This is a genomic window from Stenotrophomonas sp. SrG (assembly GCF_050031795.1).
GTDB classification, from domain to species: domain Bacteria; phylum Pseudomonadota; class Gammaproteobacteria; order Xanthomonadales; family Xanthomonadaceae; genus Stenotrophomonas; species Stenotrophomonas rhizophila_A.
In genome coordinates, this window is record NZ_JBNBBE010000009.1 from 1 (window position 1) to 15,300 (window position 15,300).

Annotated in this window: 9 protein-coding genes and 1 pseudogene; 2 read left to right on the plus strand and 8 right to left on the minus strand. The window is 68.6% G+C overall.

Annotation, left to right across the window (positions count from 1 at the left end):
* From ACQG3P_RS10120 to pilG, 6 genes and pseudogenes are all read right to left on the minus strand, one after another.
* Nucleotides 1–442, minus strand: a pseudogene (locus ACQG3P_RS10120) (chemotaxis protein CheB); the annotation flags it as partial.
* Nucleotides 408–6,944, minus strand: a complete 6,537-nt coding sequence (locus ACQG3P_RS10125; RefSeq protein ID WP_426804961.1) for an Hpt domain-containing protein — start codon at nt 6,942–6,944, stop codon at nt 408–410. The gene ACQG3P_RS10125 and the pseudogene ACQG3P_RS10120, both read right to left, overlap by 35 nt.
* Nucleotides 6,945–7,038: 94 nt before the next feature.
* Nucleotides 7,039–9,075, minus strand: coding sequence for a methyl-accepting chemotaxis protein (locus ACQG3P_RS10130; protein ID WP_184126770.1), 2,037 nt, complete (start codon nt 9,073–9,075; stop codon nt 7,039–7,041).
* A gap of 43 nt (nt 9,076–9,118) precedes the next feature.
* Nucleotides 9,119–9,649 carry a chemotaxis protein CheW gene (locus ACQG3P_RS10135; protein ID WP_068853719.1) on the minus strand — a complete coding sequence of 177 codons (531 nt, stop codon included), beginning with the start codon at nt 9,647–9,649 and terminating at the stop codon, nt 9,119–9,121.
* Entirely contained in the window at nt 9,649–10,014 is a 366-nt protein-coding gene (locus ACQG3P_RS10140) for a response regulator (RefSeq protein WP_068853720.1), read from the minus strand. The genes ACQG3P_RS10135 and ACQG3P_RS10140 overlap by 1 nt, the downstream gene beginning before the upstream one ends.
* A gap of 18 nt (nt 10,015–10,032) precedes the next feature.
* Nucleotides 10,033–10,434 (minus strand): twitching motility response regulator PilG, encoded by a 402-nt coding sequence (pilG, locus tag ACQG3P_RS10145; RefSeq protein WP_068853721.1) that lies wholly within the window; start codon nt 10,432–10,434, stop codon nt 10,033–10,035.
* Nucleotides 10,435–10,682: 248 nt separating this feature from the next.
* Between pilG and gshB the strand changes: the two genes are divergently transcribed.
* The gene (gene gshB / locus ACQG3P_RS10150) at nt 10,683–11,633 is read left to right on the plus strand and encodes a glutathione synthase (RefSeq protein WP_307106537.1); all 951 of its coding nucleotides are present in this window, start codon (nt 10,683–10,685) and stop codon (nt 11,631–11,633) included.
* The gene (locus ACQG3P_RS10155) at nt 11,630–12,517 is read left to right on the plus strand and encodes an energy transducer TonB family protein (protein WP_068853723.1); all 888 of its coding nucleotides are present in this window, start codon (nt 11,630–11,632) and stop codon (nt 12,515–12,517) included. Before gshB ends, ACQG3P_RS10155 begins: the two co-directional genes overlap by 4 nt.
* A 25-nt stretch (nt 12,518–12,542) precedes the next feature.
* Here the strand turns inward: ACQG3P_RS10155 and tsaB are convergent, their stop codons facing one another.
* Both tsaB and ACQG3P_RS10165 read right to left on the minus strand, forming a co-directional pair.
* Nucleotides 12,543–13,247: a tRNA (adenosine(37)-N6)-threonylcarbamoyltransferase complex dimerization subunit type 1 TsaB gene (gene tsaB, locus ACQG3P_RS10160; RefSeq protein WP_426804962.1), complete on the minus strand. Its 705-nt coding sequence runs from the start codon at nt 13,245–13,247 to the stop codon at nt 12,543–12,545.
* A 5-nt stretch (nt 13,248–13,252) separates the two neighbouring features.
* Nucleotides 13,253–15,300 (minus strand): ATP-dependent DNA helicase (locus ACQG3P_RS10165; protein WP_426804963.1); only part of this gene is annotated, 2,048 nt, incomplete at its 5' end.

The following is a 15,300-nucleotide window of genomic DNA, read 5'->3' on the forward strand; positions in this document are numbered from 1 at the left end:
TTTCGGCAGGTGTCTGCGGCAGGCCGGGCTCGGGCTGCAGCAGGCCTTCCTGCTCGGCGCCCGGCGGCAGCACGTCCTGATGGCCGTGCAGCTTGGCCACCAGGTGGCGCGCCCAGCGCTGGGCTTCCCAGCCCTCGCGGCGCGCAGCCAGTTCGGCTTCGTCGAAGATGACCGTCAGCGACGGCGAGGCCAGCACCGGGTCGAGGCGTTCAAGCGCATCCTCGATGGCCGGTTCCAGCGCGATCAGCACCGCGCCGGCGTCCGCGCCGCCCAGGGTTTCCAGATCCACGCTGTTGGGATCCTCTTCCAGCACCACGGTCGCACCGGCCTGGGCCAGCGCTTCGCGCAGGCGCTCACGCGCCGGGCCGACCCGTGCCAGCAATGCCACCGACGGCAGCGGGTTCAGGTCATTCACGGGCACGGGCGATCCCCAGCAGGTCATACACGTTTCGCATCAGGTCCAGCTCCTGGTACGGCTTGCCCAGGTAACGCTGGACACCGATTTCAAAGGCGCGTTGACGGTGCTTGTCGCCGCTGCGCGAGGTGATCATCACGATCGGCACGCCCTTGTAGCGTGGATCGGCGCGCATGGCGGTGGCCAGTTCATAGCCATCCATGCGCGGCATTTCAATGTCCAGCAGCATCAGGTCGGGTACCCGCTCTTCCAGGCGCTCCAACGCTTCGATACCGTCGCGGGCGACGGCCACTTCGAAGTTGTGGCGTTCCAGGATGCGGCCGGTGACCTTGCGCATGGTCAGCGAGTCGTCGACCACCATCACCAACGGGGCCTGGCGGTCGGTTGCCTGCGCGGCCGGTGCGATCGGCTTGAGCGGGTTGGCCTGGTAACGGCGCACCAGCGGGGCGACGTCCAGGATCACCACCACGCGGCCATCGCCGGTGATGGTGGCACCGTAGATGCCCGGTACCGAGGCAATCTGCAGGCCGACCGGCTTGACCACGATTTCGCGGTTGCCCAGCACCTGGTCGATCGCCACGGCCGCACGCAGTTCACCGGCGCGCACCAGCAGCAGCGGCACCTGGTCCTGCCCTTCGGCACGGGCCTGGCCCTGGCCGACCAGCGTACCCAGGTCGTGCAGCGCGAATTCTTCGCCGCCGTAGTGGTAACCGCCGTTGGCCGATTCGAAGCGCTCGCGCGAGATCCGGCCGATACCGCTGACCGAGGCGACCGGCACCGCGAAGGTGGTCTCGCCGATCTGCACGAACACCGCCTGGGTGACCGCCAGGGTCTGCGGCAGGCGCAGGGTGAAGGTGACGCCCTTGCCCGGCACCGAGTGGATGTCCACCGAGCCGCCCAGCTGGCGCACTTCGTTGTGCACCACGTCCATGCCCACGCCGCGGCCTGCCAGCTGGCTGACCTGGTCGGCGGTGCTGAACCCGGGCGAGAAGATCATCGCGTCCAGTTCGGCATCGCTGAGCACGGCGTCGGCCTCGACCAGGCCGCGCTGTTCGGCGCGGCGACGGATCGCCTCGCGGTTCAGCCCAGCGCCGTCATCGGCCACTTCCAGCACGATTTCCGAGCCTTCGCGGCGCAGGCGGATGGCGATCTCGCCTTCCTCCGGCTTGCCGGCGGCACGACGCTGCTCCGGGGTCTCCAGGCCATGGGCCACGGAGTTGCGCAGCATGTGTTCCAGCGGCGCGACCATGCGGTCGAGCACGTTGCGGTCCAGTTCGCCGTGGGTACCGTCCAGGGTGACGTGGACCTGCTTGCCGGTGTCCTGGCCGGCTTGGCGGACCACGCGGCGCAGGCGCGGCACCAGGCCGTCGAACGGCACCATGCGCGCGCGCATCAGGCCATCCTGCAGTTCCGAGCTGACCCGCGACTGCTGCTGCAGCAGGACGTCGTACTGGCGCGACAGATCGTCCAGCACGCCCTGAAGGCCGCCAAGGTCGGCTGCGGATTCGTTCAGCGCACGGCTGAGCTGCTGCAGCGTGGAGAAGCGGTCCAGTTCCAGCGGGTCGAACTTGTGGTCGACCTGTTCCTGCTCGCGCTGGTAACGGGCCACGATCTGGGCTTCGGTTTCCAGGTCCAGGCGACGCAGCTGGTCGCGCAGGCGCGCATTGGTGCGGTCCAGTTCGCCCATGGCACCGCGGAAGGCACCCAGCTGCTGTTCCAGGCGCGACCGGTAGATCGCCACTTCACCGGCGTGGTTGACCAGGCGGTCCAGCAGGTCGGCGCGCACGCGCACCTGCTCCTGCTGCGGACGCGCCAGGGTGTCTTCGTCAGTGGACGCTTCCAGCGGCACCGGTGCGGACAACGGTGCCGACGCAACCGCCGTATCGACCACCGCCGGGACCTCGACCGCGGCAGCAGGCGCGGCGGGCGCGTCTTCTGCCTCGACGCGGCCGAGCGTGCGCGCCTCGAACGCGGCGATCAGGTCGTCCGGCATGGCCACGTCGCGGTGGCGACCGGTGCGGGTCAGCATCTGGTGCAGGCGGTCGAAGCCGCGTTCCAGCAGGTGGACGTCGCTGCGGTCGATATCGGTACGGTTGGCGGCGACCGCCTCCAGCAGCGATTCGATGCCGTGGCCCAGGTCGCCGATGGCGTTGATGCCGGCCATGCGTGCGCCACCCTTGAGGGTGTGCAGATCACGCTGCAGCCCGGCGATCGCTTCGCGATCCTGGGGCGCGGCGCGCAGTTCGCTGATCAGGCCATCGCAATGGTCGAGCAGGTCCTTGCCTTCCTCGACGAAGATGTCGACCAGCTCGCGGTCCAGCACGCTGAAGTCCAGCGAACCGGCGTCGTCGATTTCCTCTTCTTCGGCGGCCGCTTCGTCCGCCGCAATGGCGGCGGACAGCGGGGCGTCTTCCAGTTCGAACAGGGGTGCCGACGGCGACGATGCTTCGGCATCGGACAGGCCTGCTTCGGACTCGGCGAATGCATCGCGTTCGTCCAGAGCTTCGTGGCGCGCATCCAGGCCCAGCACCGGAGCGTCGTCGGCAGTTGCCTCCGCATCGGGACCGTCGACGATGGTCAGGCCATCGTCCAGCGCCTGCTGCAGCTCAACCGATTCGCCGAACGCGGGGGTCGACGGGATGACGTCTTCCAGCACCGCAGCGTCTTCGTGATCTTCGATGGCATCCAGGCTGTACCCGGCGCTGTCATCGGCGGTGACCGGTGCGTCGGCCTCCGATTCGATCGCGTCGTGCAGCGCCTCGACTTCCACGACCTCCAGTTCGATGGCCTGGATCTCTTCGGCCTGGATCTCTTCGGCCACGATCTCTTCGGCCACGATCTCTTCGGCCACGATCTCTTCGGCGACGATGTCGAGCGGCTGCGACGGTTCCGCGGCAGCTGCGTCCGCAACCTCCACCGTGTCCGGCAGGGTGTGCTCGTAGAAGCGCGACAGATCGTCCGCACCCGTCAGCTCCACGGTTTCCAGGCCTTGCTGGACGATGGGGGCGTCCACGGTTTCCGGCGTGGTATCGACCGGCGCGCTGGACGGCGCGTCGAACGGAGTCACCAGTTCGGCGTTGAAGTAGGCCGAAAGATCGTCGCTGCCCGTCAGCTCATCGACCACCAGGGCATCGTCGGCCGTTTCGCCGGCGTCGACCAGCGACAGCGCGTCGGCCTCGACGATGGCCTGCTGCAGCCCGGCGTCGGTGCTGTCGTCGGCAACGGCGTAGCCATTGCGCTCATCGAACTGTGCGGAGAACGCGGCCAGCTCATGGGCGGTGACATCGTGCGCGGCCTGGGATGCATCGGCCTCCGCGTCGTTGTCGGCATCGGCAACGGCATCCCGTTCGTCGGCGTCATCACCGTCCAGGTCCATGCCATCGTCGGCAACCAGTGCCGGCCAACGTGCTTCGGGCAGCGTTTCGGCCAGCGCCTGCAGGCGTTCGGCCAGCGCAGCCTGCGACGGAATGCGCGGGGCGTCGGCCTGCAGCGCCACCATCGTGGTACGGATCGCAACGGCGGCAGCGGCCAGTGCCTCGACGCCTTCGGTGCCCGGCACCGCATCGGCCGCCAGCGAGCGCTTGATGAAGCTCTCGGCGTTACCGGTGACTGCGGTGATTTCCGGCACGTCGGTCATCGCGAACGCACCATTCATGGTGTGCACCGCGCGCAGCAGGGTATCGGTGACCGGTTGCGGCGCCGCCTGAGCTTCTTCCAGCCAGGCCTGCAGCGTGGCGTGGTGGGCCTCGACTTCGGCCTCCAGGATTTCGCGCAGCACCTCGTCGATGTTGGCCGGGGTTCCGCCGGTTTCCTCGACCGCCTCGACGGCCTCGACGTCGGCGGCTTCCTGCGCGACGTCGGCCACGGCCACGTCGGTCGGCTCCACCGGCGCGGCGGCCGGAGTCGGCCGCTGCAGCGGCACATGGAAGGTTTCCTCGCCCGCGGCAACGCGGTCGGCGATGCCCTGCATGGCCTGCAGGTCCGCGCTCACGCGGCTGCCATCGCGCAGCGCAGCGTTGAGCTGCGGCAGTACTTCATAGGCCTGGGTGACCATTGCCACCACCGCCGGCGATGCCGGGCGGCTGCCGTCCAGCACGCGGTTGAGCATGCCTTCGATCTTCCAGCTGAACTCGCCCAGGGTGCGCGCGCCAACCAGGCGGCCACTGCCCTTCAGGGTGTGGAACACGCGGCGGATCGGACGCAGGCGGTCCATGTTGTCCGGGGCCATGCGCCACACCGGCAGCAGGTTGCCCAGGTTGACCAGTTCCTCGTCGAACTCTTCGATGAAGACGTCGCGGATATCCTGGTCGATGTTCTCGCCATCGTCCTCGAAGCCGGCGTCGATGGTGCCCGGCTCGTCAGCGGCAACCGGCGCGTCGACCACGGCAGGCGCCTCGACAGCCGGCGCGGTGGAGAACTGCGCGGCGGCGGCATCCAGCTCGGCAAGGAAGCGCGCGGATTCGTCGTCCAGCTCGATCTTGCTGATCACGGCTTCCTGCACGCCAGCGACGGAGCCCACGCCCGTTGCTTCGATGGCAGCTTCGTCTTCGCGAGCCTCGTCCTGGCGGGCCTCGATCAGGTCGTCGGCCGGTACGGCGACCGCTTCAACCGGTTCGTCTTCAACCGGCTCGGCCTGCTCCTGCAGGAACGCCGGCAGTGCCTGCACATCCAGCTCGCTGCTGTCGGTGGCCGGCGCGTCGTCGATCTGCAGCGAGAGTACGTCGCCCGCATTGTGCAGCGGCTCGTCGAAGGTGAATTCGATCGGCTCGTCGCTCAGTTCCAGTGCATCGTGTTCGGCGGCGACCGGGTCGAACCCGGTGGCGATCGGTGCTCCGGTGTCGGACGGTGTTGCGTCCACGCCATCGAGGGCGATCGGTGCGATGTCGGTTGCCGGTGCGGCCTGCCACGACGTGCCGACGCTGGCCTCTTCCGCCAGCACCGGATCGAAGTGGGCGAAGGTGGGAGCGTCATCGGTACGCACCGGTTCGCTGTGCAGCGTCCACTGTGGCGCGTCCGCAGCGACCGGGGCCGTCGACGCTTCGAACACCAGCGTCGGCGCGGGCTTGCTGGCCGGCGCGACGGGCGCGGCGGCAGCGAGCTCAGGCAGCGGCTCGAAGGTGAAGTCCGGCAGCGGCGGCGAAGGAACGTCGCCCGGTGCCGGGGCGGCCGGCGTGACCGCCGTTTCCACCGGGGCCACCACGGGGGCATCCCATCCGGTCAGCTCCACGTGTTCCGGGGCAACCGGCAGCGCTTCAGCGCTGGCATCGACCGGGGCGGCATTTTCGTCCGGCAGTGGCCAGTAACGCAGCGTTTCCAGGCTGGTGCGGGTGATGTCGAGAATGTCGTCGCGACCCTGGCGGCGTTCGCGCAGGGCTTCGAGGTAATACTCCAGGCTGGCCATGGCGTCGGCCAGGGTGTCCAGCTGGCGGCCGCTGGGTACGCGCTGGCGGCCGATCAGCTCGACCGCGATGTACTGGCGCACGCCCTGCAGGTAATCGGCCGGCGTGGAAAGGTCGAGCATGCGCAGCGCGCCGGCGACCTCGCCCAGCAGGCGTGGCACTTCGTGCAGCTGCTCGTGGTTCCAGTTGGTTTCGATGAACGCGACGAAATGCTCGCGCGCGGCCGAGAAGTTGGCGATCGCCTCGTGGGCAAGCACTTCAACGGTACGCCGGCCTTCGGCCGCACTCGGATCGTCTTCGCCACTGCCGCCGGCGCCGAGGTGGGCGACCTGGTCGTCCAGCGAGGCATCCACGTACAGCAGCGCACCGGCGATATCCAGCAGCAGGGTTTCATCGATCTGCTGCTGGCCGTCGACCACGCCACGCAGCGCATCGCGCTGCTGCACGACCACGCCGCGGGCCACGCCCAGGCCCATCATGCCCAGGGTGTCGGCGACCGCGCCCAGTTCGTTGACCTGGGTCTGCAGCTGGGCCGGCTCGCCGCCCGTACGCAGGTGCAGGTCCAGTGCGTCCTTGATGCGCAGCAGCTCTTCCTTGACCGCATTGCCCACGGTGTCGAGCAGCTCGCGGTTGCGGCCGCTCAGGCTGCCACGTGCGTGGTCCAGTTCGGCCTCGGTGGCGCTGGCACTGTCCGGCGCGAACGCGAACAGCACGCTTTCATTGATCACCGGCGCGGCGCGCGCCAGGCGGATGTCATTCAGCAGCGGCAGCAGCACGATCGGAATGTCGCGGTGACCGTTCTGCAGGCGCTCCAGGTAATCGGGCAGCAGCACGCTGCCGCGCATCAGGGTGGCGCAGGCTTCGTCGCGGTCGGGCACTTCCCCGGCACCGATGGCATTGGCCAGCTGTTCCATCTCCTCGGCCACCATCGCCGGGGCATACAGCTCGACCATGCGCAGGGTGCCCTGCACCTGGTGCAGGTAGCCGGCGCAGAAGCGCATGCGGCTGCCATCGGCAGGGTCTTCGGCGTAGTACTCGAGCTCGTTGCGCACCTGGCGCAGGGTCTCGTCCAGCTCCGGCTTCACCCAGCCCAGGGCGGCGTGGCTCATGGCATCGCGCAGCGTGCTCATGCCAGGTCTCCCGGCAGGTGGGCGCGCATGTCGTGCTGTGCTTTATCGCGATGCATCATCTGCTGATTCCTTCCCTCTCCGCCCTGCCCGCGGCTCACGCCGGCAGCTTGAAGTCGGCAACCGAGCGGCGCAGGTCGGCCGCCAGCTGTGCCAAATGACCGATCGACTCGGCGGTCTGTCCCGCGCCCTGCGAGGTCTGGCCGGTAATCTGACGGATCACGCCCATGGTGCGGGTGATGTCCGACGCGGCCGACGACTGCTGCTGGGCGGCGATCGAGATGTTCTTGATGAGGTTGTTGAGCGCGTTGGACACGCGTTCGATTTCGGTCAGCGCCGTGCCGGCATCCTCGGCCAGGCGTGCACCGGACACCACTTCGGCGGTGGTCTGCTCCATCGAGCTGACCGCTTCGTTGGTATCGGCCTGAATGGCCTGGACCAGGTTCTCGATTCGGCGGGTCGCACCGGAGGTGCGCTCTGCCAGGCGCTGCACTTCGTCGGCCACGACCGCGAAACCACGGCCGGCTTCACCGGCCGAGGCCGCCTGCACCGCGGCGTTCAACGCCAGGATGTTGGTCTGCTCGGAAATGTCGTTGATCAGTTCCACGATCGAACCGATTTCCTGCGAGGACTCGCCCAGGCGCTTGATGCGCTTGGAGGTTTCCTGGATCTGGTCGCGGATCTGGTCCATGCCCTGGATCGTTTCACGCACCACGCCGGCACCTTCGGCGGCGATGACCACCGAGCGCTGTGCCACGTCGGCCGACTCGGCGGAGTTGCGCGACACCTGTTCAATGCTCGACGCGATTTCGCCAATGCGGTCCGATGCCGAGGTGATCTGGTTGGCCTGGTGGCCCGCCGCTTCGGCCAGCTGCATGGCCGTGGCCTGGGTTTCCTGGGTGGACACGGCGACCTTGGCCGACGTGTCGTTGATGGTGGTCACCAGGTGGCGCAGTTCGTCCACGGCGTAGTTGATTGCGTCGGCGATGGCGCCGGTCATGTCCTCGGTCACCGAGGCCTTGACCGTCAGGTCGCCTTCACCCAGCGAGCTGATTTCGTCCAGCAGCCGCATGATGGCCTGCTGGTTGCGGCTGTTGAATTCCACCTGGGTCTGGTAGCGCAGTTCCTGCTCGCGCGAACGGCTGCGCACGGTGCTGCTGACGAAGCCGATGATGGCGATCAGCGACAGCGCACCGGAGATCACGCCCAGCCAGAAGTTCGGGAACAGGCGCGTGTCGCGCACCGAGCCGAACGAGGAGAACGCCTCGAACAGCTTCTTGCTGTCATCCAGCATCTTGTTGGAGCCGGCGGTCAGCGCCGCGGCCGAGGACTGCGCCGAGAACAGCTGGCGCGAGCTGGCCAGGATCGCGTCAGCGTCCTGCTTCATCGTGTCCCACTGCTTCTGCGACTGCTCCAGCGCGCCCAGCGCGGCGGCGTTGCGGACCGGGGCGATGCCCAGTTCGTCATTGCCGTTGCGCAGCGCATCCAGCACCTGGGTGAACACCACGGAGTCGCGGGCCAGCGCATCGCCCGCAGCGGCCGCGTTGCCACCACCGGCGCGCATTTCGGTCACCCGGCGGGCCATCGAGCCCACCACCACGACCTGCTGCAGGGCGTTATACACCTGCGAGGCCGGGGCGCCGCTGGCCGACATGGCACGCACAACTTCGTTGAGCTGGGCCTGCAGGGCAGGCACGCCGTTGACGAAGTTGTTGGCGTTGCCGGCCAGGGCCAGCACCGCCGGTTCACTCGCCACCAGCTGCGCCGCGCTCTTGCCGAGCGGCTCCCAGGTCTGGGTCAGCTGGTTGAGCGGACCGGACACGTTGGCTTCGCTGCCGTAGCGGCCCTGCAGGCTGCTCACCGTGCTTTCGATGCGCGCCTTGGTGTCCTTGAAGGCGGTGAAGGCCTGGGCGTTGCCCGAGACCGCTTCACGGCCCTGGTTGGCCAACTGCTGGGACAGCACCTGGAGATCGGCCGCGCCGGTACTGGCACCGGCCAGGCGGCTGCCCTGCCAGGTGGCCACACCGGTGTTGACGCCGAACACGATCATCGACAGGGCCAGCAGACCCAGCCAGAAATTGGTTCCTACCGTGCCCAGCTTGCCGGCCTTGGCGGTTTCCGAAGAAGTACTCATCGTTCAACCTCGATCTTCAATGCAGTGAGGCAGGCTGCAGCGTTCACGCCGCGGCCTGCCTGAATTCGGGGGTACGGGACAACAGCGAGAGCGAGAACACGCCCCAGTCGTGGCCGTCGCCATGGAACGCGCGGTCGATGAAATGGGCGTAACGGCCGCTGGCCAGATCGCCGCTCTCGATGTCCTGGTCCAGCTGGAAGCTGCGCTGGCCGAACAGTTCATCAATGGTCAGGGCAACGTCGCCGCCGGCCTGGCGCATGATCAGCACCCGCTGGCCTTCCTGCTGCACGGTGCGCTCGCCTTCCATGAAGTACTTCAGGTCGACCACCGGGAACAGGTTGCCGCGCAGGTTGCCCACGCCCAGCAGCCACGGCTGCGCGCCAGGCACCGGGGTGATCGGCGGCATCGGCACGATTTCGACCACCTCGCGGAAGTCCGAGACCAGGTGGCGCTTGCCAACCCGGTAGCCGACGCCGCGCCACAGGTCCTGGGCGAACTGCCGCTCGGGCAGCTGCACCGCATGGGCCAGGCTGCGCCGTTCGTAGGCTTCAAGGATGTCGAAGGGAGAACGCATCAGGACACCAGCAGTTCATTGATCTGCGCGATCAGGTCTTCTTCGCGCGGTGGCTTGACCACATAGGCGGCCGCGCCCTGGCGCAGCCCCCAGGCCTTGTCGGTTTCCATCGCCTTGGTACTGACGATGATCACCGGGATGGCCTTGGTCTTCTCATCGCGGTTCAGCGCGCGGGTCGCCTGGAAGCCGCTCATGCCCGGCAGCACCACGTCCATCAGCACAAGCTGCGGCTGGTGTTCCTGGACGAGCTTGATCCCGTCCTCGGCGTTGCCGGCCTCGAGCACTTCGTGCCCGGCCTTGGTCAACCATTGGATGAACACCGCCCGGTCGGTCGGTGAGTCCTCGATCAGAACGATTCGAGCCATTGTGCCTTTCCCCCCTGGTCAGGCGTTTACGTATGTGCGGATGGCACCCAGCAGTTCTTCACGCGTGAAAGGCTTGGTCAGGTACTGCTCCGAGCCCACGATGCGACCGCGCGCCTTGTCGAACAGGCCGTCCTTGGACGACAGCATGATCACTGGCGTGGCCTTGAACAGCTGGTTGTTCTTGATCAGCGCGCAGGTCTGATACCCGTCGAGACGGGGCATCATGATGTCCACGAAGATGATCTGCGGCTGTGTGTCGGCGATCTTCGCCAACGCCTCGAAACCATCGGTCGCGGTCACTACTTCGCAGCCTTCACGCTTGAGCAGCGTTTCGGCCGTTCTGCGGATGGTCTTCGAATCATCGATGACCATCACCCTGAGCCCTGCGAGTTCCCCACCCGCAGCCATGTTTTCAGTCATTACCTTTCCCCGAGCGCGCGACGCTTCTGCTTTGGTCCGGCGCCGCTGCGAAAGCGTATCTATATCCCACCACGCGGCCGTCATCAAGGGTGTGCTTCCCAAGCCAAGCCGGGAGCGCCCCCCGCGAACCGGCCCGGCCCGGAACTGCGCAAAGCGTGAAGACCGCCGGACGCTGCGTTCCGCCGCTCCGGGCAGGCAATACGGGCGCATTGCCGCTACCATCAGCGCCTGCCCGCCAGGTTGCGACCATGCCGTTGAACGTCATCGTGGTGATGGATGCCATCGCCCATATCAAGATCGCCAAGGACACCACCTTCGCCATGCTGCTGGAAGCCCAGCGCCGTGGCCATGCCCTGCACTACGTCAGCCCCGGCGGGCTGGCGCTGCGCGACGGGGTGGCGATGGCCCGTACCGCCCCGCTGCAGGTGCGCGACGACAAGCATGACTGGTTCACGCTGGGCGAATTCGGCCAGACCACCTTCGGCCCCGGCCAGGTGGTGCTGATGCGCAAGGATCCGCCGGTGGATGCCGAATTCATCTACGACACCCAGGTACTGGGCGTGGCCCAGCAGGCGGGGGCGCTGGTGGTGAACGACCCGCAGGGCCTGCGCGACTACAACGAGAAGCTGGCCGCCCTGCTCTTCCCGCAGTGCTGCCCGCCGACCCTGGTCAGCCGCCGCCACGCCGACCTGAAGGCGTTCGTGCTGGAACATGGCCAGGCCGTGCTCAAGCCGCTGGACGGCATGGGCGGGCGCTCGATCTTCCGCAGCGGCACCGGTGATCCGAACCTCAACGTGATCCTGGAAACGCTGACCGATGGCGAGCGCAGGCTGACCCTGGCTCAGAAATTCATCCCCGACATCACCGCCGGCGACAAGCGCATCCTGCTGGTCGACGGAGAGCCGGTGGATTACTGCCTGGCGCGGATTCCGCAGGGCGACGAGTTCCGCGGCAACCTGGCCGCCGGTGGTCGCGGCGAAGGCCGCCCGCTGAGCGAGCGCGACCGCTGGATCGCCGCCCAGGTCGGGCCGGAGATGAAGCGCCGTGGCATGCGCTTCGTGGGGTTGGACGTGATCGGTGATTACCTCACCGAGGTCAACGTCACCAGCCCCACCTGCGTGCGCGAACTGGATGCGCAGTTCGGGCTGAACATCGCCGGCACCCTGTTCGACGCGATCGAGGCCAGCCTGGCGCAATGAGTACGGCGGTCGCTCCGATGGTGCCCCTGCAGGCCCGCGAATCGCAGCGCCTGGGCGCGACCCTGGCGCTGTCGGCGCTGGTGCATGCGCTGCTGATCCTGGGGGTGGGCTTCGCGGTCAGCGACAATGCCGCGCTGGTGCCGACCCTGGACGTGATCTTCAGCCAGACCCAGACCCCGCTGACCCCCAGGCAGGCCGACTTCCTGGCCCAGGCCAACCAGCAGGGCGGCGGCGACCACGACAAGGCGCAGCGCCCGCGTGACAACCAGACCGGGATCGTGCCGCAGCCCCAGGCCGGGCTGTCGCCGGTGCCGCAGCAGCGCCAAGATGCGGCGCGCCCGCCACCGCCGCAGGCGCGGGTGGTGGCCAGCCGCAACAGCCCCGACCCGATCGCCGAGGCGCAGCCACAGCCACTGCCGGAGCATCCGCAGCCGGACGCGGCGATGACCGCGCGCGAACAGCGCGATGCCGAAATGGCCCGGCTGGCCGCCGAGGTGCACCTGCGTTCGGCACAGTACGCCAAGCGCCCGAACCGCAAGTTCGTGTCGGCCAGCACCCGCGAATACGCCTACGCCAATTACCTGCGCGCGTGGGTGGACCGCGCCGAACGCGTGGGCAACCTCAACTACCCCGACGAGGCGCGCCAGCGCCGGCTGGGCGGCCAGGTGGTGATCACCGTGGGCGTGCGCCGCGATGGCAGCGTGGAAAGCAGCCGGATCCTGCGCAGCAGCGGCACGCCGCTGCTGGATGAAACCGCGCTGCGGGTGATCCGCCTGGCCCAGCCGTTCCCGCCGCTGCCCAAGACCGATGACGGCGTGGATATCCTGCAGGTCACCCGGACCTGGGTGTTCCTGCCCGGCGGCGAGCTGCGCGACGACCGGTAACGGCGGCTCCGGGCGCTCTGATTGATCAGCGCTGCTTTGCCGCCCGCGCGGCCTGCTGTTCGACCAGGGTCAAGGCGACGTTGTTGCGCAGGTAAGCCGGTTCGACCAGCTCCGGGGCCATCGCCTCGCCGCGCTCGAACATCGGCACCGCCAGCGCCAGCAGGTCGGAGGCACGCGGCAATGCCTGCGCGTCGACACCGTCCAGCTGATCGGCAAGCCGCGTGGCCAGCACGCCCTCGGCCGCGCCGAAGCCCGTACCGACACCGAACCAGCGGCTGCCATCGGGCAGTTCCACAGCCTCCGGCGCACACACCACTTCCTCGCCCTGCAGTTGCCACTGGCCATCCACGCGCACGTGGCGCGCCGCATAGACCTCGCCCATGCGCGCATCGATGCTGCTCAGCACGTGGGTGGCTTCAGCCGGCGCGCGCAGCGCCAGCACCTGCAGGGTGGAGACCGGGATCAACGGGCGATCCAGCGCCAGCGCGATGCCTTGTGCGATGGCAATCGCCAGCCGCACGCCGGTGAACGCGCCCGGCCCCCGCCCCAACGCAACCGCATCCAGCTGCGAGCGCGCCAGCCCGGCCTCGGCCAGCAGTTCCTCGGCCCAGGGCAGGCTCAGTTCGGCATGGCGGCGCGGGGCGATCTCGAAGCGCTCACGCACCTGCCCATCCACGTACAGGGCAACGGAGCAGGCTTCGGTGGCGGTTTCAAAGGCGAGCAGTTTCATGGGGATCAGAACAGGGAAGTAGGAAAGGCATCGGCAACCGGGGCGGGACTGGCAGTCCCGGTGTCGGCAGCAGCGGCAGGCCATTGTGGCGCAAAGAAGGTCTGCACATCGCCCAGCGACCGCGTGCGCCGGAACGGCGGCAGCGAATCCAGGAAGGTGCGGCCGTAGCTGCGGCTGACCAGGCGCGGGTCGCACAGCACCAGCACGCCCCGGTCGGTCTCGCTGCGGATCAGCCGCCCCACGCCCTGCTTGAGCGCGATCACCGCCTGCGGCAGCTGCTCGTCGCGGAACGGGTTGCCACCATCGCGGCGGATTGCATCCAGCCGTGCCTCGAACACCGGGTCATCGGGGGCGGCGAACGGCAGCTTGTCGATCACCACCACGCTCAACGCGTCGCCCACCACGTCCACGCCCTCGCGGAAGCTGGCCGAGCCCAGCAGCACGCCGTTGCCCGATTCGCGGAAGCGCTGCAGCAGCGTGGCGCGCGGCGCCTCACCCTGCACGAACAACGGCCACGGCGCGTCGCGCAGTGCTTCGGCGGCTTCACGCAATGCGCGATGCGAGGCAAACAACAGGAATGCGCGCCCGCCCGATGCCTCCAGCACCGGGGTCAGCGCGCGGATCAGCGCGGTACCAAAGCCGCGCGCGGCCGGATCCGGCAGGTCGGTCGGCAGATAGCACAGCGCCTGCCGGGCCCAGTCGAACGGACTGGGCTGCAGCAACGTGATCGGGTCGTCCAGGCCCAGCCGCTGGGCGATGTGCTCGAACCTGCCGTCCACCGTCAGCGTGGCCGAGGTGAATATCCACGCCGCCATCGAACGCTGGCGGTGCTCGCGCAGCGGCCCGGACACATCCATCGGCGTGCGCTGGCAGCGGAAGCCACGCGGGGTGAGCTCATACCAGAGCACCTCGGCCGGTGCTGGAACCTGCTCCGGCTCGGTATCGAAGTCCAGCAGCGGCGCATCATCGCCCAACCAGCGCGACAACCGCGACACCGCCTCCATCGCCCGCGCGTGGCAGGCATCCAGGCCGGGCGACGACGCGCGCACGCCATCCAGTACGTCGCGCAGCGCCACCAGCGCACTCATCGCGGCATCGAAGCCATCGCGCACCTGCGGCACCGCCAGGGCGCGCCACTGGGTACCGCGCGCGGGCAGGCCGTCCATCGCCGTGCGCAGCTCGCGCAGGGTCTGCTCCAGCGCGCCGGCATGCGCGTGCAGCGCGGCCTGCGCACCGGCCACGCTGCGGCTCTCGGCCAGGCAGTCGCGCGCCAGCTCCTGCCACGGCCGCATGCCGAATCCTTCGCCGAAGAAATTGGCGGCCAGCTCCGGCAACTGATGCGCCTCGTCGATCACGAACGCCTGCGCGCCCGGCAGGATTTCGCCGAAGCCCTCCTGTTTGAGCGCCAGGTCGGCCAGCAGCAGGTGGTGGTTGACCACCACCACGTCGGCCGCCTGTGCACGCTGGCGCGCCTGCACTACGAAGCAGTCATCCCAGAACGGGCACTCCGTACCCAGGCAGTTGTCCACCGTGGAGGTGACCATCGGGTACAGCGGCGAATCGTCGGGCAGCGCTTCCAGTTCGGCCATATCGCCGAATTTCGTACGCCCCGACCAGGCCAGGATGCGCTGGAACTGCGCCACTTCCTGCGGCGAAGTGAAGCGCGGCTCGCCGCGCGCCTGCTGCAGCCGGTACCGGCACAGGTAATTGGACCGCCCCTTGAGCAGCGCGCTGCTGTGCCCCACCCCGAGCGCGGCACGCACGCGCGGCAGGTCGCGGTGGTACAGCTGGTCCTGCAGCGCGCGGGTACCGGTGGAAATGATGGTCTTCAGGCCCGACAGCAGCGCCGGCACCAGGTAGGCAAAGGTCTTGCCGGTGCCGGTGCCGGCCTCGGCCAGCAGCACCTCGCGCTGGTCGAAGGCTTCGGCGATGGCCGTGGTCAGGCGCAGCTGCGCCGGACGGGCGACGAAGGCATCAAGTTGGCTGGCGAGCGTGGGGGCCCCCCGCGGGGGGGGCCCGCGGGCGGGGGGGGCGGGGGGCCCGGAGCCCGAGG

Bases quoted from the DNA above. Each gene is read 5' to 3' on its own strand.
- tsaB (WP_426804962.1), bottom strand. From the start codon at position 13,247: ATGAAACTGCTCGCCTTTGAAACCGCCACCGAAGCCTGCTCCGTTGCC.
- ACQG3P_RS10155 (WP_068853723.1), top strand. From the start codon at position 11,630: ATGAGTACGGCGGTCGCTCCGATGGTGCCCCTGCAGGCCCGCGAATCG.
- ACQG3P_RS10135 (WP_068853719.1), bottom strand. From the start codon at position 9,649: ATGCGTTCTCCCTTCGACATCCTTGAAGCCTACGAACGGCGCAGCCTG.
- ACQG3P_RS10140 (WP_068853720.1), bottom strand. From the start codon at position 10,014: ATGGCTCGAATCGTTCTGATCGAGGACTCACCGACCGACCGGGCGGTG.
- gshB (WP_307106537.1), top strand. From the start codon at position 10,683: ATGCCGTTGAACGTCATCGTGGTGATGGATGCCATCGCCCATATCAAG.
- pilG (WP_068853721.1), bottom strand. From the start codon at position 10,434: ATGACTGAAAACATGGCTGCGGGTGGGGAACTCGCAGGGCTCAGGGTG.
- ACQG3P_RS10125 (WP_426804961.1), bottom strand. From the start codon at position 6,944: ATGAGCACGCTGCGCGATGCCATGAGCCACGCCGCCCTGGGCTGGGTG.
- ACQG3P_RS10130 (WP_184126770.1), bottom strand. From the start codon at position 9,075: ATGAGTACTTCTTCGGAAACCGCCAAGGCCGGCAAGCTGGGCACGGTA.